This window comes from Flavobacterium sp. NRK F10, assembly GCF_024054235.1.
In the GTDB taxonomy this organism is placed as follows: Bacteria; Bacteroidota; Bacteroidia; order Flavobacteriales; family Flavobacteriaceae; genus Flavobacterium; species Flavobacterium sediminis.
Genome location: NZ_JAMXLC010000001.1, coordinates 3294527 through 3315901 on the forward strand (window position 1 = coordinate 3294527; position 21375 = coordinate 3315901).

Genomic DNA, 21375 nt, shown 5'->3' on the forward strand with positions numbered 1-21375 from the left:
GATTGCTCTAATGTAACCTGGTCGAACGATTATACGACACTATCCGATCTTTGCGGGGCTACAGGTTCGGTTTTAGTAACCTTTACCGCTACAGATGATTGTGGTAACAGTTCGTCTACTTCCGCTACCTTTACCATTGAGGATACTACGGCGCCGACTATCGATGCAGTTGCTAACGATATGACGGTAGAATGTGACGGTAATGGAAATACCAATCAACTTCAGGCTTGGCTAAATGCTAACGGTGGTGCTTCATCTTCCGATGATTGCTCTAATGTAACCTGGTCGAACGATTATACGACACTATCCGATCTTTGCGGGGCTACAGGTTCTGTAACCGTTACTTTTACCGTTACAGATGATTGTGGTAATTCCAATTCCACTTCCGCTACCTTTACCATTGAGGATACTACGGCGCCGACTATCGATGCAGTTGCTAACGATATGACGGTGGAATGTGACGGTAATGGAAATACCAATCAACTTCAGGCTTGGCTAAATGCTAACGGTGGTGCTTCATCTTCCGATGATTGCTCTAATGTAACCTGGTCGAACGATTATACGACACTATCCGATCTTTGCGGGGCTACAGGTTCGGTTTTAGTTACTTTTACCGCTACAGATGATTGTGGTAATTCCAATTCCACTTCCGCTACCTTTACCATTGAGGATACTACTGCTCCGGCATTTAGTTCGACTTTACCTTCAAATATAACTGTTGAATGTGATGAAGTACCTATAGCAGAAACTATTTCGGCTACAGACAATTGTTCGGCTACAGCCACAGTAACTCTAAATGAAGAAGTTATTTCAAATGGCGATTGTGCCGGTGAATATACTTTAATCAGAACTTGGACTGCTACAGACGATTGTGGCAATGAAACTTCTTACAGTCAGACTATTACTGTATTTGACAATACACCTCCAGTTTTAGTAACTGAAGTTGATAGTGAATTATCAGTAAATTGTGATGAAGTTCCGGAAATCCCGCAGTTAGAGTTCAGTGATAATTGTTCTAATGTAGCAGATGTTATTTATAATGAAACGACAACTATCATTTCAATTTATGAATATGTAATTGTAAGAGAATGGACTTATTATGACGATTGTGGTAATAGTGATAGTTTTACACAAACTGTAAATGTTACTGTAGGTCAGCCTTTTGATGCAATTCCTTACTCTATCTGTATTGAAGAGGAACCTATTGATTTATTTACTATATTAGAAAGCTCAATACCTACAAACGGGGAATGGATTGAAGTAACAAATTCAGGAGGATTATCCGGTTCTTATTTTGATCCTACAAATGTAGCTGTAGGATATTATACCCTACAATATATTGTAGAACTTGAGGATAATGATTGCCCGATGATTTTTGAAATCTATATGCATGTACATGATGATTGTGTGGTATTGCCGGCATGTTCGGTTAAGGTTTATAATGCTGTTTCTCCTAACAATGACGGATATAATGATATATTCTTCATTGACGGACTCAATTGTTATCCTGATAATACGGTTCAAATTTACAACCGTTGGGGTATCTTAGTTTACGAAGCAAGCGGTTATGATAATCAATTGGTTGCGTTCAGCGGTTATTCAGACGGAAGAGGTACATTTAACAAAAATGAACTTTTACCGGACGGAACTTATTTCTATATCATCAAATATAAAGATGAAGAAAACCAAACCAACGATTTATCCGGGTATTTATATTTAACCCGTTAACCTGAACAGCTATAATTAACAAAAAAGAAATTATCATGAAAACACTATATATCATCATATTATCTGTATTGTTACCTCTTTTGTGTTTAGGTCAACAAGATTCACAATATACACAGTATATGTACAATACATTGAATGTAAATCCAGCTTATGCCGGTTCAAGAGAATCATTAACCATGTTTTTATTGCACCGCACACAATGGGTTGGATTAGACGGAGCTCCGGTAACCAATAACGTTTCAGCACACACTCCACTGGGAGATTCAAACTTCGGTTTGGGATTATCATTTGTTAATGACCGAATAGGACCTACAGATGAAAATACCATTACAGCCAGTTTAGCGTACTTTATTCAGATCTCTGAAAACTACAAACTATCTGTAGGGTTAAGCGGAACAGCTGATTTTTTCAATCTGGACGTTAATAAACTGGATATTTACCATCAGACTGATCCTCAGTTTCAAAATTTCAACAATTCAGTTTCACCGAATTTAGGAGCCGGATTATATTTATTCTCCGATAAAACATATTTCGGTCTGTCTGTTCCCAACTTTTTTGAAACCAATCGTTACAACGATAACGATGTTACTGTAAATAAAGAAAAAATGCACTTCTATGCAATTGCCGGACATGTATTTGAATTCAATCCGAATTTAAAATTTAAACCGGCCGTTTTAACGAAACTGGTAGAAGGCGCACCTTTTCAATTAGATGTTACGGCCAACTTTTTATTGTATGATAAATTTACTATCGGAGCTGCTTATCGTTGGGATTCAGCCATAAGTGGACTTGTAGGTTTTCAGATTACCAATTCAATCTTTGTCGGTTACGGATATGATAGAGAGACAACAAAACTGTCGAACTATAACTCCGGTTCCCATGAAATTTTTCTACGATTTGAAATCTTTAAAAATAACCGAATCACTTCGCCGAGATTCTTCTAAATTGATTGATTATGAAAACACTATATATCACATTATTTATGATAAGCTGCTTTTTAACCGGACAAGCACAGCTCTCTCAGTTAAACACGGCAGACAAGAAGTATAAAAACTATTCATACGTAGATGCTATTGACATTTACGAAAAAGTAGCTGATAAAGGATACAAGTCTCCTGAGTTATTCAAAAAACTCGGTAATTCCTATTACTTTAATGGCGAATTAGATCAGGCTGCTAAATGGTATGGTGAATTATTTGCTTTAGACGAAAAAAACCTTGAACCTGAATATTATTTCAGATATTCCCAAGCTTTAAAAGCCAATGGTGACTACAAAAAAGCAAATAAATACTTGGAGGTATTTAATGAAAAAACTGATGATTCAAGAGGAAAACGTTATGCCAGAAATAAAGATTATCTGAACATTATTGATAAAAATTCAGGAAAATATACCATTGACACAACTAACCTGAACTCTGAATATTCCGATTACGGCTTAGCTCCTTTCGGGAAAGAATTCGTTTTTACTTCAGCCAGAACGGACGGAGCTCTTTATCATAAAATTCACGATTGGACCAATCAGAACTTTACGGATCTATATTCGGTCTCCAGAAATGAAGACGGAAGTTTTTCTACTCCTGAAAACTTTTCTAAAGAAATAAATACCAAATTTAACGAAGCTTCTCCGACTTTTACTAAAGACGGGAAAACCATGTATTTTACCCGAAATAACTTTAATAACGGTAAAAAAGGAAAAGACGAAGATAAAAGTACCTTGGTAAAAATTTACAAAGCAACTTTAGAGAATGGGGAATGGAAAAACGTTGAAGAATTGCCTTTCAATAGCGATAATTACAGCACGGCACATCCGGTTTTAAGCAAAGACGAAAAAACATTATTCTTTGCATCTGATATGCCGGGAGGCTTTGGTAATTCAGATATTTACAAGGTAAGTATCAATGGTAATTCTTTCGGAAAACCTGAAAATTTAGGAAAAGTAATCAATACCGAAGGACGCGAAAGTTTTCCGTTCGTAGACGACGATAATAATTTATTCTTTGCTTCAGATGGGCAATTGGGCTTAGGTGGTCTGGATATCTTTGAATCTAAATGGAAAGACGGAGAATACCAAACTCCGATTAATCTTGCTAAACCTATCAACAGTTCGATGGATGACTTTGCTTTCATAATTGATAAAGATAAAAAAGGATATTTTACTTCAAATCGTGAAAGTAGCAAAGGTTATGATGACATTTATTCCTTTGCTTATTGCCAGCAAACTATCTATGGTATTGTAACAGATATTGATACGGATGAATTACTTCCGGGATCAAGCGTCATCATCTTTGATGAAAATATGAATAAATTGTCGGAAACAACAGCTAATGACAAAGCATATTATGAGTTTACCAATCTGGATTGCCAAACAAAATATAATGTAAGAGTATCAAAAGAAGAATATGAAACTTCTGAAAGAATGATCGCTACTGCAGAAAAAGATGGTAAAACAGAAGCCAATTTTGCTTTAAAAAGAAATGTATTCCCTGTAGAAGAGGGAACTGATCTTGCCAAAATATTTGACATCAGTATCATTTATTTTGATCTGGATAAATGGAATATTCGACCTGATGCTGCTAAAGATTTACAAAAAATAGTAGAGGTTATGAAGCAATATCCTGATATGGAAGTTGCCATTCGCTCTCACACTGATAGTAGACAGACTCATCGCTACAATGAAATTTTGAGTGATAAAAGAGCGAAATCTACTCTGGAATTTATGGTTAAAAACGGAATTGAAAGACGTAGATTGACCGCTAAAGGTTATGGTGAAACAGAATTAGTTAACGGTTGCTCAGACGGTGTTCCTTGTAGTGAAGAAGAGCACCAGAAAAACAGAAGAAGTGAATTTATTGTTACCAAAATGAATTAGTTATTCTAACCTCTACACTCTAATTCATTGGATAACCCCTATTGCAGTAGGGGTTATTTTTTTATGAACATATTTGTGTAATATTTTTGTCCTTCAGCATCTAAAGTAATTGAAATACCAAAATGTGTATAATCTCCTTCAATATTACTAAGGTGACCGGAACTGGCAATCCAGGCATTTACAACCGATTGTGGTGATGAATAACCGAATGCGACATTCTCTCCTACTCTATAAGCTCCTAATACATTTTCAAAGTTTACTTTTCTCTGCTCAAAGCCATCATGATTCACTGCGTTGACAGAAACCATATAATTATTATGCTCATTGGATTTGTAGGAAATGTGCTCAATAATACTTAAAGGAGTTAACCCTTGGTTAACTCGATAAGTATTAATTAAATCCAGCACTTCTAATTCTTCATTAGAATGGCTGTAATTTTTTTGGGTCTCTGTAGTGGTTATGCTATCCTCTACACTCTCGGCACTACAGGAGGTTAAAACAATTGTAAACAGAAGGGCAAAAAGGTTAATAACATTTCTCTTCATCTTCATCATTAGCGTTATTAAATGTTAGTCAATTGTCGTAAAAAGCAATCATTCATCGATTAAATGACTGATTTTCAAGACAAAGATAGTATCTAATCGATATTCAGCAAATAAAATCGATGAAATACCTAATATTTTAACATTTGTTTAACATTACAACGATTAAGAAGACAAACGCTCGATCTTCCATATATAATCTTCAAGCAACCTGTAGCGTATTCTGTCATGCAAACGATTAGGTCTGCCTTGCCAAAATTCAACTTCAACCGGACGAACTAAAAACCCGCCCCAGTTTTCAGGTCTCGGAATCTCCTTCCCTTCAAATTCTTTTTCCAGTTCTTTTAATTTATCTTCCAGAAATTCTCTGTTTGGGATCACTTCACTTTGTGGTGAAACAATAGCCCCAAGTTTACTTCCGTCCGGACGGGAAGCAAAATAATTGTCCGAATCCAGTTTAGATGTTTTTTCTGCAATCCCTTTTATGATAACCTGACGTTCCATAGAATGCCAAAAAAAAGAAAGACAAATATTCGGATTCTGCTGTATTGCTTTTCCTTTTTCTGAATTGTAATTCGTATAAAAAACAAAACCTTCTTCATTAAATTTTTTTAAAAGCACTACTCTGGCTTTCGGAAAACCATCCAGTCCTATGGTCGAAACCGTCATTGCATTTACTTCATCAACTCCGCCGAATTCTTCTACTTCATAAAACCAACGGTGAAATAAATTAATAGGATCTTCCGGTATATTACTTTCCTGTAATTCGCTCTTTTCGTACGATTTACGGTAATTACTTAAATCTGACATGTTGTAAAATTTATTCGTTATCTAAATTGATCATTAAACCAAACAAACTTGTATTGGCCGCCAAAGTATAGCGAGAGTAAGAATAATCAAATTTTATTTTTCCGAAACGGATTCCGACCCCGACAGAAATACCTGAAAAATTTCTCTGATCCACGATCCGTAGCTCTTCTCCTCTTCTAAAATTGTATCCTAAGCGAATATTAAATCCCTTTTCCGGAAAAAGCTCAGCACCTAAAATTAAGTGACGAAGTGCATTATTGAAAAATGAAACTTTTTCTTCTTGCGTTTCCCCGTCTAAACTTGTCTCTGCTCTATTGGGATTAGAAAAAGCAATGTTCCATTCTTGTAGATTTTCCATGGTAACGTGCCATCTGATCGGTACATGTTCCATCAATTGAGAAATTCCGGCATCAATGGCAAGAGGAAGCTTTTCACGGGTATCTGCGTAAGGTTTGATTTGAAACCCAAGATTACGAACGGCAATACCGTAATTGATGTCATTTTTTTCATCAATATACAAAAAGCCCAGATCAGTTGCAGCTCCCCAGGAATTGTAACTCTCTAAAGTCGAAGAAATCAATTTTACATTGGTTCCAATATACATATCCGTCCACGGTATATTATAGGCATAGCCAAAGGACAATGCTGCTTCACTTCCGGTAAAATCACTTGTGAGATTTCCCATTTCATCTCTCCCTTCAAAAGTTCCGTAGTTTACATAAGTAGCACTGGCATGAAACGTTTGAACGTGCCGATCCCAAGTGTACGCATAAGCAGCTGTACCGTAAGACACTTCTCCGTAATAACTTCCGTAGTTTACAGCCAATCGATTATGCATTTCCGGATTAATAGTTGCCGGGTTATACACAGCCTGATTAACATCATAATCAACTACTGTTACTGTTTTTCCTCCTAAGGCTGCCTGACGTGGCGATTGAGATAAGTTTAAAAATTGATACACGTATTTGCCACCTATTTGACTATATGTAGAAAACGTAATAAAAAGTAATAAGTAGAATTGATATTTTTTATACATCTTGCAAAGCTATAATGGCACAACGCAAATGCGAAGATAAAATTATATCAACACATAAAAAATAAAATCCGATTAAACTTAACCGGATTTTATTTTGTTGAAGGTATAAAATTAAAGCTTTTTAGCATTTTTAGCTTTTTGATCGGTTATTGCTAAATCAATAACTTCTTTCATAGTATCCACATAGTGGAACGTTAAACCTTTTAAATATTCCGGTTTAATTTCATCAATATCGCGTTTGTTTTCCGAGCACAAAATAATCTCTTTGATATTTGCTCTCTTAGCCGCTAATATTTTCTCTTTGATACCACCTACCGGCAATACTTTGCCCCTCAAGGTAATCTCACCCGTCATTGCCAGACTTTTTTTCACACGTTTTTGTGTAAAGCTGGACACCATAGAGGTTAACATTGCTATACCGGCACTAGGTCCGTCTTTAGGTGTTGCTCCTTCCGGAACATGGATATGAATATTATATTTTTCTAAAATCTCAGGAGTAATACCAAGGTCTTCAGCATTTGATTTAATATATTCCATAGCAATCGTAACTGATTCCTTCATTACGGTACCTAAATTACCGGTCATGGTCATACCGCCTTTACCTTTAGAAATCGTCGATTCAATGAATAAGATATCTCCGCCTACAGAAGTCCATGCCAAACCGGTAACCACACCTGCAGTTTCATTATTTTCGTACTTATCTCTTTCTAAACGAGGTGCTTTTAATACTTCAAGAATATCTTCGTCTGTAACTTTGATATTATAGGGTTCTTCCATAGCAATAGATTTTGCGGCATGTCGAACCATTTGCGCTATTTTCTTTTCCAAACCACGTACTCCGGATTCTCGGGTATAGCCCACAATGATTTTTTCTAATTGTCGTTTCCCGATCTGTAAATCTTTTTCTGTTAATCCGTGTTCTTTTAATTGTTTCGGTAACAAGTGGTTCTTAGCGATCTCTACTTTTTCTTCAATAGTATAACCCGACATCTCAATGATCTCCATTCTGTCGCGAAGAGCAGGCTGTATGGTTGATAAACTATTGGACGTAGCAATGAACAGTACTTTTGACAGATCATAACCTATTTCGAGGAAATTATCGTGAAATTCTGTATTTTGTTCCGGATCTAATACCTCTAACAAAGCAGAAGAAGGGTCTCCGTTATGGCTCGACGATAATTTATCAATTTCATCCAACACAAATACCGGATTGGATGTTTTTGCTTTTTTAATAGACTGAATGATTCTTCCCGGCATAGCTCCTATATATGTTTTTCTATGACCACGGATTTCAGCCTCATCTCTCAAACCACCTAGAGACATACGAACATATTCTCTGCCAAGAGCTTCTGCAATTGATTTCCCGATCGAGGTTTTACCAACTCCCGGAGGTCCGTATAAACATAAAATAGGCGATTTCATATCGTTGCGCAGTTTTAAAACTGCTAAATGTTCAACAATACGCTTTTTAACATCTTCCAACCCATAATGATCCCGATCGAGAATTTTTTGAGCTCGTTTTAAATCAAAATTATCTTTGGTATATTCACTCCAAGGCAATTCTAACATAACCTCTAAATAGTTTCTCTGAATACCGAAATCAGGAGAATTCGGATTGGTACGTTGCAATTTAGAAACTTCTTTTTCGAAATGCTTGGCTATTTTTTCATCCCATTTTTTAGCTTTTGCTTTCTCTCGCATTTCTTCTATTTCAGCCTCATGAGAAACCCCTCCTAGTTCTTCCTGGATGGTTTTCATTTGCTGCTGTAAGAAATATTCACGTTGCTGCTGATCTAAATCAAAACGAACTTTTGACTGAATGTCATTTTTTAATTCTAATTTTTGAAGTTCCATATTCATGAAGCGCAACGTTTCCAAAGCTCTGTCTTTCAGATTATGTACAGAAAGTAAATTCTGCTTATCCACAACCGACAAATTCATATTTGAAGACACAAAGTTTATCAGGAACGGATTACTTTCAATATTTCTGATGGCAAAAGTTGCTTCCGTTGGAATATTCGGACTTTCCTTTATGATTTCAATTGCTAATTCTTTAATTGAATCTATAATGGTAGAAAACTCCTGATCTTCTTTTTCCGGACGAACTTCAGGCACCTCTTTTATAGTTGCTTTTAAATAAGGTTCTTCTTGCGTAAAAGCATCTATCTCAAAGCGTTTTTTACCTTGTAAGATCACAGTAGTATTACCATCAGGCATTTTTAAAACTCTGATGATACGAGCTACTGTACCAATATGGTAAATATCGTTAGGTGTCGGTTCTTCAACAACTTCATCCTTTTGAGCCACTACCCCGATCACTTTTCCGGTTGCATTTGCATCATTAATCAGTTTTATCGATTTATCCCTTCCGGCAGTAATAGGAATAACCACACCCGGAAACAGAACTGTGTTCCGTAGTGGTAAAATCGGCAAATCATTCGGCAATAATTCATTATTCATTTCCTCCTCATCTTCCGGAGTCAATAAAGGAATCAATTCTGCATCGGTTTGCATGTCTTGAAGTGACAAATTGTCTAAGGATAATATTTTTGTATTTGGCATAATAATAATTAAGTCATTTTGTCAGTTATAAAATGTTAGCTATAAAAACTCCTCAACAGTAAAACTTAGATTTACAATAGTTTAGAGCTACCATTTATACTTTTTTAGTTTTATATGACAAGATTTATGCCAATAAAAAATCCCGAAGTAAAAACTTCGGGATTTTTCTATCTTAATCTTTCAGACACTTAGTTTATTGCATAACTCGTTAAAATTGATACATTATTTCCTAAACCGCTAGATATAGCTTTAACAGGACCTATATCCTTAGCAAACCAATATTCTGTTGTTATAATTGTTATCATTCCGGATACATTCACATTTTGTACAATCTCAGCTTTTATAATATTATTAAAAACCTCACCGTCAACTGTTTCTGTAGCACCAATTTCTAAAATAGTTCCGGTATATGTTACATTTTGAGTAATTGCAGGTATTCCAGTATAAGTTGTGGTTTGAGAATAACTTCCGTTCCATGTTCCATTAACACTTAAATTATCTCTCAAAACGACATATTCATAACCCGTTTGAACTCCGGACATTCCATTAGCATCTATAACAATATCATCAATTTTCATGGTATAAGCTCCTCCGTTTTTATTTAACCAAAATGTTGCTGTACCAAAAACCGTTGTTCCTGAACCACTTTGTGGATTAAATCTATAATACGTTGCTCCGTTAAAAGTATCTGTTCCTACTATTTCAAAAGGATCAGCAGCAGTTCCGTTTTGATCAAATTGCCACCAATTTCCTATTGTGGTAGGCCAGTAATCTCCTGTTGAAGTTCCGCCTCCGCTTGTTCCCCCACCATTATTTGTACCTCCATTGTTGTTACCTCCTCCGGTTGAATTATTATTTCCCGGATCTCCCGGAATTGATTGTAAAACGGCCGGATCAATTGGTTCTGTATCACAAGAATACAAAACGGTTATAGCAAATAATCCGGTTAAAAAAGTAAATAATTTTATTTTTTTCATTTTAGGGTTAATTTTTAAACGTTTCAAATGTAATTTTTTTTTTCTACTTTTTGGGTATTCTTGTCAATAAAATTAGCCCAACTATAAAAAACAAGATCAAAAATAATATGGCATTTTGGGCTTTACCGGTAATATCTGTTACATAACCATAAATAAACATTCCGATCACGATCCCTATTTTTTCAGCCACATCATAAAAGCTAAAAAAGGAAGTAGTATCTGCTGTATCTTCAGGAATTAATTTTGAATAGGTGGAACGTGAAAGAGACTGTATTCCGCCCATAACCAAACCAACAGAAGCGGCTGCAATATAAAAATCACTAGGTGTAACCACAAAATAAGCATACGCACAGATCAAAATCCATAAAAAATTAATTCCGATCAGAGTAATAATATTACCGAATGTTTTAGAAGCTTTTGACGTAAGCCAGGCACCGAGAACAGCTATAAGCTGAATCAGTAATATACTTACAATTAATCCCTGAGTTCTTTCACCATCACCTCCCCATTCAACTTCTTTTTCACCAAAATAAGCCGCTATGATCATAACGGTCTGAACAGCCATACTGTATACAAAAAATGCTCCTAAATATCGTTTTAACGGTCTGATCTCTTTTAATTGTTGCCAAACTTTTAACAATTCCCTGAATCCGTTAAAGAATGTATTTCGATGAAGTTTATTACTGTTTTTTCCATTAGGCAAATAATAATAGGTATACTGACTGAATCCTATCCACCAAAGCCCTACTAAAACAAAAGAATAGCGCATCATTTGCGTTTTTTCTTCATCAGGAACACTCATCACCATGATTAAATTAAGAATCAATAAAACCACACTTCCTATATAGCCCATCCCAAAACCTTTTGCGCTGATTCTATCTTGTTGTTCTACATAAGCAATATCAGGCAAATACGAATTGTAGAAAACCAGACTTCCCCAAAAACCTATTAGTGCTAACATATAAATGAAGAGTCCCAATACAATAGTATCTAACGAAAAGAAATAAAGCAACATACAGGAAATTGATCCCATATAACAGAAAAATTTTAAAAAGAATTTTTTATTCCCCAAATAATCGGCTATACCTGAAAGTAACGGTGAAATAATTGCAATAATAATGAATCCGATAGCTGTGGTATAACTGATCAAAGATTCACTTCGTACAGATTGATTAAAAACCGTAATTTCTTCAATACCTTTTATACGGAACAAGGCTCCGTAATATAAAGGAAAAATTGAGGATGAAATTACTAAGGCATAAACTGAATTAGCCCAATCATAAAATGCCCAAGCATTCAATAACTTAGGGCTTCCTTTTTCTAGTGTTCTCATGAGTATCAATAAAAAATCCCGACTAATATCGGGATTTGAAATTGATTTATAAAATATTATTTGAATGTAACGCCAAAAGCTGCGGCTTCTTTCTTAGCTTCCGGTATCAAGCTTTTAATGTTATCAATACGCGTTTGATTGCTAGGGTGCGTACTCATAAATTCCGGTGGTGCTGATCCTCCTGACTCAGCAGCCATTCTTTCCCAGAAAGTTACAGCTGTATCCGGATTGTATCCTGCAATTGCCATCAATGTTAAACCGATCATATCTGCTTCACTTTCATGTGCACGACTAAAAGGTAACATTGCTCCGTATTGGCTTCCTGCTCCGTAAGCTGTCATCCACAACTGTTGCTCTTCGGCACTTTTATTTCCAGTAGCTATAGCTACTCCGGCTGCTCCGGCTTGTTGCAATACACCTGCACTCATTCGTTGTTGCCCGTGATTGGCTAACGCATGTGCTACTTCGTGTCCTAAAACAGTCGCTAAACCGGCATCATCCTTACAAACCGGTAAAATCCCTGAATACACCACAATTTTACCTCCTGGCATACACCAGGCATTAACCTCTTTGCTATCTACTAATTTATAATCCCACTCATAACCATCCAGATACCCCGTATAGCCATGTGCATTTAACCATCTTTCTGCTGCCGTTTTAATTTTACGACCAACATTCTCAACACGTTTTGCTTCTGTTGTTCCAGTAATTACTTTGTTTTCAGATAAAAATTGATCGTATTGCTGAAATGCCATCGGAAGTATCTGACTATTAGGCACTAATGCTAATGAGTTTTTACCGGTAAAGGGGTTTTTAGAACAGGCCATTACTAAACCCAGTAAAGCCATTAAAACTAATTTTACTTTTAGATTCATAGAATTTTATTTAGTGTCATTTTTATAATTTCAATACAAATTTAAACAAGCTTTACAAATCTTACAAAAGGAGTTCTTAAAAAAATCTTAATAGACTGACAATCCTTCTTTTTAATTGTATTTTTGTTTTGACCAAATTACTAATCGAAATGAAACATAACAAAAAAAGTGCCAATACTAATATTCCAAAAGGTATTTTATTAACCGCTAAAGTTCTTCAGAAACTTTCTTCTGACCTAACCGTAAAGTTTGCCCAAAAATTATTTGCTACTCCTTTAAAACATAAAATACCGAAAAGAGAATTTGAAATGGAAGAAAACACCATTCAAAAACTGTTGAAAATTCCTGAAATAGGTAAAGAAGTGATGGTGTATGAATATGGCAAAAGCGATAAAAAAGTTTTATTAGTTCATGGTTGGTCCGGCAGAGGAACTCAATTGGTTAAAATTGCAGATGCTTTGATTGATTTGGGTTACCAAACAATTAGTTTTGACGCACCGGCGCACGGAAAATCAAGTGGTAGTACAACTTTAATGACTGATTTTATTGCCTCTGTCATGGAAATTGAAAAACACTACGGCCCGTTTGAATTTGCTATCGGGCATTCCTTAGGAGGCATGACTGTTCTTAATTCTATTAAACAGGGATTACAGGTTAAGAAAGCAGTTATTATAGGTAGCGGCGATAGTGTGACAGATATTTTAAAAGATTTTATCGGGAAATTAAAACTGAAAGCTATTTATGTCCAAAAAATGAAAGAGGCCTTTGAAAACGAACTAAACGGCGATATGGAATCCTATTCAGGATATGTAGCTGCCGAAGCTGTTTCCGTTCCGGTTTTAGTCATTCACGACAAAGATGATGAAGATGTTCCTTATCGTGCCTCTGAAAATATCGTAAAACATCTGAAACAAGGAAGCTTGTACCTAACCGAAGGCTTAGGACATCGAAAAATATTAGGTGATAAAAAAGTTATTGAAACCTTACTTCAATTTCTGGCTAACTGATCGAGGCGCGAAGTCCTAATTCAACGACTTCCAGTTTTTCGATCTTTTTTCCGTCAATTTCAAAACGCAACATGGTTCGTACATGATGAAATCCGTGCTTTCCGGCAGCACCGGGATTCATGTGTAAGAGTTTCAGTTTCTGATCGTATTGTACTTTTAGGATATGAGAGTGCCCGCAAATAAAAAGATCCGGCGGATTACGTCTTAATTCTTCTCTTACACTAATATTGTATTTGTCCGGATACCCTCCGATATGGGTGATCCACACATCCACTTCCTCACACATAAAACGGTTGTTTAACGGAAACTCTAATCGAGCCTGTGCATCATCAATATTCCCGTACACCGCCCGTAACGGTTTTAACTTCTGTATGGTATCCGTTACCGTTAAATCTCCGATATCTCCTGCATGCCATACTTCGTCTGCTTGTTTCACATATTTTAGAATGGCATCGTCAATATAACCGTGCGTATCTGACAAAAGAAGTATTTTTTTCATGCAACAAAAATACAATTTGTTTTAACGTGATACTTTCAAGCACTTATTTATTTCCTTTTGGTAAACAAAACTTAAAAAAAGCGATCAAACCATATTTTCTTTTTAAATTTGCTTTTCTGAAAAAATAACCGCCATTGAGATACTTCATCAAATTTGCTTATAACGGAAAAAATTATTTTGGTTATCAAATACAACCCAATGCCGTTTCAGTACAGGAAACACTGGAAAAAGCTTTGAGTTTACTGATGAAGCAGACTGTTGAAATAGTCGGAGCCGGCAGAACAGACAGTGGTGTTCACGCTAAAGAGATGTTTGCACATTTTGATTATGACGGAGAAATTGACGTTCCTGTCTTAGTCAAAAAACTGAACTCTTTTTTACCGAAAGATATTGTGATCTATGACTTTATAAAAGTACATGATGAGGCTCATGCTCGTTTTGATGCTACAAAGCGAACGTATGAATATTACATCCATACGTTTAAAGATGCATTTATTTCTGATCTGAGCTGGTATCATTACCAGGAATTAGATGTAGATCAGATGAATGCTGCTTGTCAGATTTTATTTGAATACATTGATTTTGAATGTTTCTCAAAAGTAAATACTGATGTTCACACCTTTAATTGTAAAATTTATGAAGCTCATTGGCAACAAAAAGGTAATGAATTGATCTTTACCATTTCAGCAGACCGTTTTTTGCGCAATATGGTCAGAGCAATTGTCGGCACAATGGTGACTATAGGTTTAGGAAAAATTTCACTGAACGATTTCAGGGCTATTATAGAAAGTAAAAATCGAAGTAAAGCCGGTTTTTCTGTTCCGGCTCATGGTTTATATTTAGTAAAAGTAGCCTATCCTTATATAGAGAGCGGACAGTAATTAGAAGATGTTAGAACAAAATATGACGATAAAAAAAATAATAACAGGCTTATTTGCCATCTGTATAACAAGCTGTAATACAACCAATAAAGAAGAAACTCTTAAAAAAACAGTTTCTGACATCCATGTTGTAGGTACGATGAAAAATGTCATGTGGAAAGGAGAACTAGAAGGTCGCATCAGTTTAGATACTATTTCCGATAAAAAAGGGCTTTACGGACTTGGCCCGGAAAGTTATCTGAAAGGAGAATTGCTGATCAACAACGGAATCTGTTATGTTTCTGAGGTTACATCCGATTCAACTATGACTGTCGAAAAAAAGTTTGATGTTTCTGCGCCATTTTTTGTTTATGCTAATGTAAGTGAATGGAATGAAATTGAATTGCCTTCAACGATCAAAACCATCCCGGAACTGGAACAATTCATTGAGGAAAGAACCGGAGAAAAGAAACGTCCTTTTGCCTTTAAATTAAAAGGTACTGTTTCAAAAGCGGTCATTCATATTCAGAATTTACCGGAAGGAACTCAGGTTGCCTCTCCGGATGATGCCCATAAAGGACAGGTTAAGTATGAACTGGAAAATACAACCAGTGATATCATTGGATTTTTCTCTACTGAACACAAAGGTATCTTTACACATCACGATTCCTATTTACACATGCATTTAATTACAGAAGACGAAAGTAAAATGGGGCATTTAGATGACATAGAAATCAATACCATGACGTTATATTTGCCCAAAAACTAAATTGAGTTAAAAATTAAGAAATAGCTATTACATGAATCCGATTCGTTCCAAATCATTAAAAAAAGTAATGCAATATGCCAAACCGTATCAAAAAAGGTTTAATTGGGTTATTGTCTGGGCTATTTTACTTTCTGTTTTCGCTGCTGCACGCCCTTATTTGTTAAAACAAACTGTTGATAAATACCTGAGTACACACGATAGTACGGGCTTGTTGATCTATGTTATCATCATGGCAACAGTTCTTCTCTTTGAGGTTGTTTCCCAATTTTATTTTACCTATTGGGCAAATTGGTTAGGACAGGATATTATAAAAGACATTCGAGATAAATTATTCAAACATATTACTTCGTTCCGATTGCAATATTTTGATAAAGAACCGGTAGGAAAACTTGTTACCCGAACCGTTTCAGATATCGAATCCATTGCAAGTATCTTCAGTCAGGGTTTATTCATGATCGTGAGTGATGTATTGAAGATGATCGTTATCATCGGGATCATGTTTTATATGAACTGGCAACTTACTTTGATCGTTCTTTTGGCTATGCCGATCTTAGTTTATGCTACGCATATTTTCCAACAAAAAATGAAAGTGGCTTTTAATGAAGTTCGCAATCAGGTTGCTAATCTGAATACGTTTGTTCAGGAACGTTTAACCGGAATGAAAATCGTACAGTTGTTCAATCGGGAGCAAATTGAATATGAAAAATTTAAGGTTATCAATGCCAAACACAACAAAGCCTGGCTTAAAAACATTTTATATAACTCGATCTTCTTCCCTATTGCCGATATTGTTTCCTCTTTTACATTAGCGGTTATTGTATGGTACGGAGGAAAAGAAATTATCCATGGTGATGCTGGCACTTCATTCGGTGATCTTTTTGCTTACACCATGTTGATTACCATGCTCTTTAACCCGTTGCGCCAAATTGCAGATAAATTCAATGTTATGCAAATGGGAATTATTGCAGCCGAAAGAGTTTTTGAAATTTTAGAGACCGAAAGCCACATACAGAACGTCGGAACTGTTGAAGCCCGGCACTTTGAAGGTAATATCAGCCTTAAGGACGTTCGCTTCAGCTATATCAAAGGAGAAGAAATTCTGAAAGGGATCAATCTCGAGGTAAATTCTGGAGAAACCATTGCTATTGTGGGAAGCACAGGTGCCGGAAAATCAACTATCATTAATTTACTGAACCGTTTCTACGAGATAGATTCAGGAGAAATTGCAATTGACTCCGTCCCTATCCAGGATTACACCATAGAAAGCCTCAGAAAACAAATCAGTGTGGTGCTACAGGATGTTTTCTTGTTTGCCGATACCATTCTGAATAATATTACATTATACAACGATTCGATTACCAAAGAAGATGTGATACTCGCCGCGCAAAAAATAGGAGTTCATGATTTTATCATGAGTTTACCGAACAATTACGATTATAATGTAAAAGAACGTGGCGTGATGCTTTCTTCCGGACAACGCCAATTGATCGCTTTTTTAAGAGCCTATGTCTCTAACCCGAGTATTTTGATCTTGGATGAAGCCACATCCTCTATTGATACTTATTCGGAAGAACTGATCCAGCAAGCTACCGAAAAGATCACTCAGGATAGAACATCTATTGTTATTGCCCACCGTTTGGCAACTATTGTCAATGCTAATAGGATCATCGTTATGGACAAAGGTCAGATCGTTGAACAAGGTACACATCAGGAATTACTTAAAATTACAGATGGTATCTACAAAGGTTTATACGAAGCTCAATTTGCTTTAAATCAATAATTAAAACAAAAACAATTGGTAACGATTGGAATCGATTACGAATTAAAAATAAATGCTTAAATTCGCAAACAATAATAAACAAACCAAAAATATTTTAAAAGGGAAAGTACATTGTCCTTTTCTCTTTTAAAATTAAAAAACAAATAACTGAATTACAATGAAATACGACATCATCGTTTTAGGAAGTGGTCCGGGTGGTTATGTTACTGCCATTAGAGCCTCACAATTAGGTTTTAAAGTAGCCGTTATAGAAAAAGAAAATTTAGGTGGTATTTGCCTGAATTGGGGATGTATCCCGACGAAAGCTTTATTAAAATCGGCTCAGGTTTTTGATTATTTAAAACATGCCGGTGATTACGGACTAAAAGTTGAAAATTTCGATAAAGATTTTAATGCTGTAGTTGCCCGTTCGCGTTCTGTTGCGGAAGGAATGAGTAAAGGTGTTCAATTCTTAATGAAAAAGAACAAAATTGATGTTATCGATGGTTTCGGAAAAATAAAACCGGGTAAAAAAGTTGATGTAACCGCAGCTGACGGAAAAGTAGCGGAATACAGTGCTGATCATATCATCATTGCTACCGGAGCCCGTTCGCGTGAATTGCCTAACTTACCACAAGACGGAAAAAAAGTGATCGGTTACCGTCAGGCTATGACATTACCGGAGCAACCTAAGAAAATGATCGTTGTAGGTTCAGGAGCTATCGGGGTTGAGTTTGCTCACTTCTATAACTCAATGGGAACAGAAGTTACCATTGTTGAGTTCATGCCGAACATTGTACCGGTTGAAGATGAAGACGTATCCAAACAGTTTGAGCGCTCTCTGAAAAAAGCAGGGATCAACATTATGACAAATTCTTCTGTGGAAAAAGTTGACACAAGCGGTGCCGGCGTGAAAGCTACAGTGAAAACGCCAAAAGGAGAAGAAATCCTTGAAGCAGATATTGTTCTTTCAGCTGTAGGAATCAAATCAAACATCGAAAATATCGGATTAGAAGAAGTAGGTATTGCTACTGACAGAGATAAAATTTTAGTTAACGCTTACTACCAGACTAACGTTCCCGGTTATTATGCCATCGGAGACGTAGTTCCGGGACAAGCTTTAGCGCACGTTGCTTCTGCTGAAGGTATCCTTTGTGTTGAAAAGATCAAAGGTATGCACGTAGAACCGTTAGATTACGGTAATATTCCGGGTTGTACGTATGCTACTCCTGAAATTGCATCTGTTGGTTTAACTGAGAAAAAAGCGAAAGAAGCCGGATACGAAATTAAAGTGGGGAAATTCCCGTTCTCTGCTTCCGGAAAGGCAAAAGCAGCCGGAACACCTGACGGATTTGTAAAAGTAATCTTTGATGCGAAATACGGTGAATGGTTAGGCTGTCACATGATAGGTGCCGGAGTAACCGATATGATCGCTGAAGCTGTTGTAGCACGAAAATTAGAGACAACCGGTCACGAAATCTTAAAAGCAGTTCACCCTCACCCTACTATGAGTGAAGCCGTTATGGAAGCCGTAGCTGATGCTTATGATGAAGTAATCCACTTATAATTCTCTTAGAAAAAAAGAGGAAAAAAATAGACTTAAAGAGGCTGTATCAGAAATACTTTTACAGCCTCTTTTTATTTAAAAAAAATTGACAGGCTTAAATTGATATCAACATGCGTTTTTTTCATGTGATACCATTACTTCGCTTAAAACTTTAACCTGTTAAACTACTTTTTTCTTTAGTTCATCCAAAATAAATAGTACTTTAGGACGTTAAACAAAAAGAGTGAGAATACCGTATCGATACATATTTATTTTAACCTTCATTTTTTTAAGTTGTAAGCAACTGAATGCCCAGATCACAGTCCAACGCAAAGACTCTACAACGATCTATCACGATATTTACAATTACTCAAAAAAGGGAAAGTTCTCCAAGTTCATGTATCGGTTATTTTTCCGCCCTTCCAGCTTATCCACAGCTACTTTGATCGATAATGAAAAGGAACGCCAAAAAAAAGAAGAAAAGATCCGAGAAGTTAATCATTCATCAAATGGTAAAGTGATCCGGAATGTCTATATTAAAACTCTGGATCCTTTCGGGTATTCCTTACAAGACAGTACACGCAGTCCTAAAACCGGATTTGAACGCTTTGGAAATTCAGTTCATGTCAAAACCAATGAATTTACAGTACAGAACTTGCTTTTATTTAAACAATACGATCGTTGCGATACTTTAAAATTACAAGAGACAGAGCGTTTGATCCGTAGTCAGCGTTATGTACGACAGGTTACTGTCCTACCCCAACCTACCCAAAGTCAGGATTCTATTGATGTTTATGTAACCTTATTAGATTCGTGGAGTTTAATTCCGACAGGAAATATCACTTCCGGTGATTGGGAAGCCAAACTAACGGAGCGAAATATTATGGGGTACGGTCATAAAATATCCGGAAGTTATAAAGAAGAATTTGCGACTAAGCGCAATGCTCATTATGCCCAATACACTATAAACAACATTAAGAACAGTTATATTTCATTTGACCTGATATATCAAAAGGACTATTATAGTAACAGTTCAAGAAGTATTGGTCTCACCCGAAACTTTTTTTCTCCGTTAACTAAAAATGCGGGAGGTGTCTATTTTGAAAACAGAGAAGCAACCGAAAACTTCTTTTATCCTGATAGTACCTACAGGCAAACTGTAAAAACAGAATATCAGGAATATTGGTACGGAAGGGCTTTTAAAATTTTAAAACCGGACACTTATTTAGGTAAAACAACTAATTTAATTACTTCGATTACCTTTAACAAAAAGATCTATACTGAAGTCCCCGATGCAACGTTTGATCCTACTTCTTTTTTTGCTTCTGAAAACAATATTATAGGTCAGGTAGCTTTCACCGCTCAGAAATACTATAAGGACAGTTATTTATTCAATTACGGTATTACTGAAGACGTTCCTTATGGTAGTATTTATGCGCTTATCTTTGGGAAGCAAACTAAAAACGGTGATAACCGATCGTATTTCGGTGCTAAATTTGCTAAAGGAAAACGTTATCCTTTCGGCTATTTAACTGCTACCACCGAATGGGGAACCTTTATCAACGACGGAAAATCAGAACAAACCGCATTCTCTGTCGGATTTCAATATATCAGTCCTTTGTGGAGTATCGGTTCGTGGCGTTACCGTCAGTTCATTAAGCCCAGTTATACCTGGGGTAACAATCGGGACGCTTCCGTCAAAGACCAGTTAAGCCTAAACAATACAAATGGTTTACAAGATTTTACCGATGGCATAACCGGAACCCAAAGATGGCTTTTAGCCATGCAAATGCAAACGTATGTTCCGAAAGACTGGTACGGTTTTCACTTTAGTCCGTATGCCAACATAACTTTGGGGGCTTTAGCCGATAATACTAAAAATCTGTTCCAAAGCAAAGTATATCCTAAATTCAGTCTGGGTGTATTGATCAACAATGACTATTTGGTTTTCAACAGTTTTCAGATCTCGTTCTCTTATTATCCTACTATTCCGTATGAAGGAGACAACATCTTAAAAAGCAATTCATTGGAAAATAACGATTTAAAATTATCGGATTACCAAGTAGGAAAACCTGCCTATATTTTGTATCAGTGATTTAATTATTAAAAAAAACTTATTTCTATTCTAAATAAGTTTTTACTATGAAGAGCACAAAATGATAATAACAAATTTAGAATTCACTTTTTATTTGTATATTTACAT

Annotated in this window: 17 protein-coding genes; 9 read left to right on the forward strand and 8 right to left on the reverse strand. The window is 36.0% G+C overall.

Features of this window, described 5'->3' with window-relative positions; all coding sequences use genetic code 11:
- The 3 genes from NHF50_RS15060 to NHF50_RS15070 all read left to right on the forward strand — a co-directional run.
- Window positions 1-1728, forward strand: a 1728-nt coding sequence (locus NHF50_RS15060) for a gliding motility-associated C-terminal domain-containing protein (RefSeq protein ID WP_252777205.1), incomplete at its 5' end; no start/stop codon positions are given.
- A gap of 35 nt (window positions 1729-1763) precedes the next feature.
- Entirely contained in the window at window positions 1764-2672 is a 909-nt protein-coding gene (locus NHF50_RS15065) for a type IX secretion system membrane protein PorP/SprF (protein WP_252777206.1), read from the forward strand.
- A gap of 11 nt (window positions 2673-2683) precedes the next feature.
- Complete coding sequence (locus NHF50_RS15070; protein ID WP_252777207.1) at window positions 2684-4597, forward strand: OmpA family protein; 1914 nt, start codon at window positions 2684-2686, stop codon at window positions 4595-4597.
- A 53-nt stretch (window positions 4598-4650) separates the two neighbouring features.
- Here the strand turns inward: NHF50_RS15070 and NHF50_RS15075 are convergent, their stop codons facing one another.
- The 7 genes from NHF50_RS15075 to NHF50_RS15105 form a co-directional block, all read right to left on the reverse strand.
- Window positions 4651-5148, reverse strand: coding sequence for a CAP domain-containing protein (locus NHF50_RS15075; protein ID WP_308219324.1), 498 nt, complete (start codon window positions 5146-5148; stop codon window positions 4651-4653).
- 156 nt (window positions 5149-5304) lie between these two features.
- Window positions 5305-5949, reverse strand: coding sequence for a pyridoxamine 5'-phosphate oxidase (pdxH, locus tag NHF50_RS15080; RefSeq protein ID WP_252777208.1), 645 nt, complete (start codon window positions 5947-5949; stop codon window positions 5305-5307).
- Between the two features lie 10 nt (window positions 5950-5959).
- Window positions 5960-6985, reverse strand: coding sequence for a type IX secretion system protein PorQ (gene porQ / locus NHF50_RS15085; RefSeq protein WP_109570425.1), 1026 nt, complete (start codon window positions 6983-6985; stop codon window positions 5960-5962).
- Between the two features lie 111 nt (window positions 6986-7096).
- On the reverse strand, window positions 7097-9547 hold the full coding sequence (gene lon, locus NHF50_RS15090; RefSeq protein WP_252777209.1) for an endopeptidase La: 2451 nt from the start codon (window positions 9545-9547) through the stop codon (window positions 7097-7099).
- A 188-nt stretch (window positions 9548-9735) separates the two neighbouring features.
- A complete protein-coding gene (locus tag NHF50_RS15095) occupies window positions 9736-10524 on the reverse strand; it encodes a hypothetical protein (RefSeq protein ID WP_252777210.1) in 789 nt (262 codons plus the stop codon).
- Between the two features lie 43 nt (window positions 10525-10567).
- Window positions 10568-11857, reverse strand: coding sequence for an MFS transporter (locus NHF50_RS15100; protein ID WP_109570428.1), 1290 nt, complete (start codon window positions 11855-11857; stop codon window positions 10568-10570).
- 56 nt (window positions 11858-11913) lie between these two features.
- A complete protein-coding gene (locus tag NHF50_RS15105) occupies window positions 11914-12732 on the reverse strand; it encodes a M48 family metallopeptidase (protein WP_252777211.1) in 819 nt (272 codons plus the stop codon).
- Window positions 12733-12881: 149 nt separating this feature from the next.
- On the opposite strand from NHF50_RS15105, the gene NHF50_RS15110 reads away from it, so the two are divergent.
- Entirely contained in the window at window positions 12882-13739 is an 858-nt protein-coding gene (locus tag NHF50_RS15110; RefSeq protein WP_252777213.1) for an alpha/beta fold hydrolase, read from the forward strand.
- On the opposite strand, the gene NHF50_RS15115 is transcribed toward NHF50_RS15110, so the two are convergent.
- Window positions 13732-14238: a metallophosphoesterase gene (locus NHF50_RS15115; protein ID WP_109570431.1), complete on the reverse strand. Its 507-nt coding sequence runs from the start codon at window positions 14236-14238 to the stop codon at window positions 13732-13734. The genes NHF50_RS15110 and NHF50_RS15115 overlap by 8 nt on opposite strands.
- 134 nt (window positions 14239-14372) lie before the next feature.
- Here NHF50_RS15115 and truA point away from each other — a divergent pair, with 134 nt between their 5' ends.
- From truA to NHF50_RS15140, 5 genes are all read left to right on the forward strand, one after another.
- Window positions 14373-15119 carry a tRNA pseudouridine(38-40) synthase TruA gene (gene truA / locus NHF50_RS15120; protein ID WP_252777215.1) on the forward strand — a complete coding sequence of 249 codons (747 nt, stop codon included), beginning with the start codon at window positions 14373-14375 and terminating at the stop codon, window positions 15117-15119.
- Between the two features lie 22 nt (window positions 15120-15141).
- A complete protein-coding gene (locus NHF50_RS15125) occupies window positions 15142-15867 on the forward strand; it encodes an acetolactate decarboxylase (RefSeq protein WP_252777217.1) in 726 nt (241 codons plus the stop codon).
- A gap of 31 nt (window positions 15868-15898) precedes the next feature.
- A complete protein-coding gene (locus tag NHF50_RS15130) occupies window positions 15899-17647 on the forward strand; it encodes an ABC transporter ATP-binding protein (RefSeq protein WP_252777219.1) in 1749 nt (582 codons plus the stop codon).
- Window positions 17648-17804: 157 nt separating this feature from the next.
- Window positions 17805-19193, forward strand: coding sequence for a dihydrolipoyl dehydrogenase (gene lpdA / locus NHF50_RS15135; RefSeq protein WP_252777220.1), 1389 nt, complete (start codon window positions 17805-17807; stop codon window positions 19191-19193).
- Window positions 19194-19416: 223 nt separating this feature from the next.
- A complete protein-coding gene (locus tag NHF50_RS15140; RefSeq protein WP_252777221.1) occupies window positions 19417-21267 on the forward strand; it encodes a hypothetical protein in 1851 nt (616 codons plus the stop codon).
- Window positions 21268-21375 lie beyond the last annotated feature (108 nt).

Bases quoted from the DNA above. Each gene is read 5' to 3' on its own strand.
- NHF50_RS15125 (WP_252777217.1), top strand. From the start codon at position 15,142: ATGACGATAAAAAAAATAATAACAGGCTTATTTGCCATCTGTATAACA.
- NHF50_RS15095 (WP_252777210.1), bottom strand. From the start codon at position 10,524: ATGAAAAAAATAAAATTATTTACTTTTTTAACCGGATTATTTGCTATA.
- NHF50_RS15065 (WP_252777206.1), top strand. From the start codon at position 1,764: ATGAAAACACTATATATCATCATATTATCTGTATTGTTACCTCTTTTG.
- porQ (WP_109570425.1), bottom strand. From the start codon at position 6,985: ATGTATAAAAAATATCAATTCTACTTATTACTTTTTATTACGTTTTCT.
- lpdA (WP_252777220.1), top strand. From the start codon at position 17,805: ATGAAATACGACATCATCGTTTTAGGAAGTGGTCCGGGTGGTTATGTT.
- NHF50_RS15115 (WP_109570431.1), bottom strand. From the start codon at position 14,238: ATGAAAAAAATACTTCTTTTGTCAGATACGCACGGTTATATTGACGAT.
- NHF50_RS15130 (WP_252777219.1), top strand. From the start codon at position 15,899: ATGAATCCGATTCGTTCCAAATCATTAAAAAAAGTAATGCAATATGCC.
- lon (WP_252777209.1), bottom strand. From the start codon at position 9,547: ATGCCAAATACAAAAATATTATCCTTAGACAATTTGTCACTTCAAGAC.
- NHF50_RS15070 (WP_252777207.1), top strand. From the start codon at position 2,684: ATGAAAACACTATATATCACATTATTTATGATAAGCTGCTTTTTAACC.
- NHF50_RS15075 (WP_308219324.1), bottom strand. From the start codon at position 5,148: ATGAAGATGAAGAGAAATGTTATTAACCTTTTTGCCCTTCTGTTTACA.
- pdxH (WP_252777208.1), bottom strand. From the start codon at position 5,949: ATGTCAGATTTAAGTAATTACCGTAAATCGTACGAAAAGAGCGAATTA.
- NHF50_RS15105 (WP_252777211.1), bottom strand. From the start codon at position 12,732: ATGAATCTAAAAGTAAAATTAGTTTTAATGGCTTTACTGGGTTTAGTA.
- NHF50_RS15100 (WP_109570428.1), bottom strand. From the start codon at position 11,857: ATGAGAACACTAGAAAAAGGAAGCCCTAAGTTATTGAATGCTTGGGCA.
- NHF50_RS15110 (WP_252777213.1), top strand. From the start codon at position 12,882: ATGAAACATAACAAAAAAAGTGCCAATACTAATATTCCAAAAGGTATT.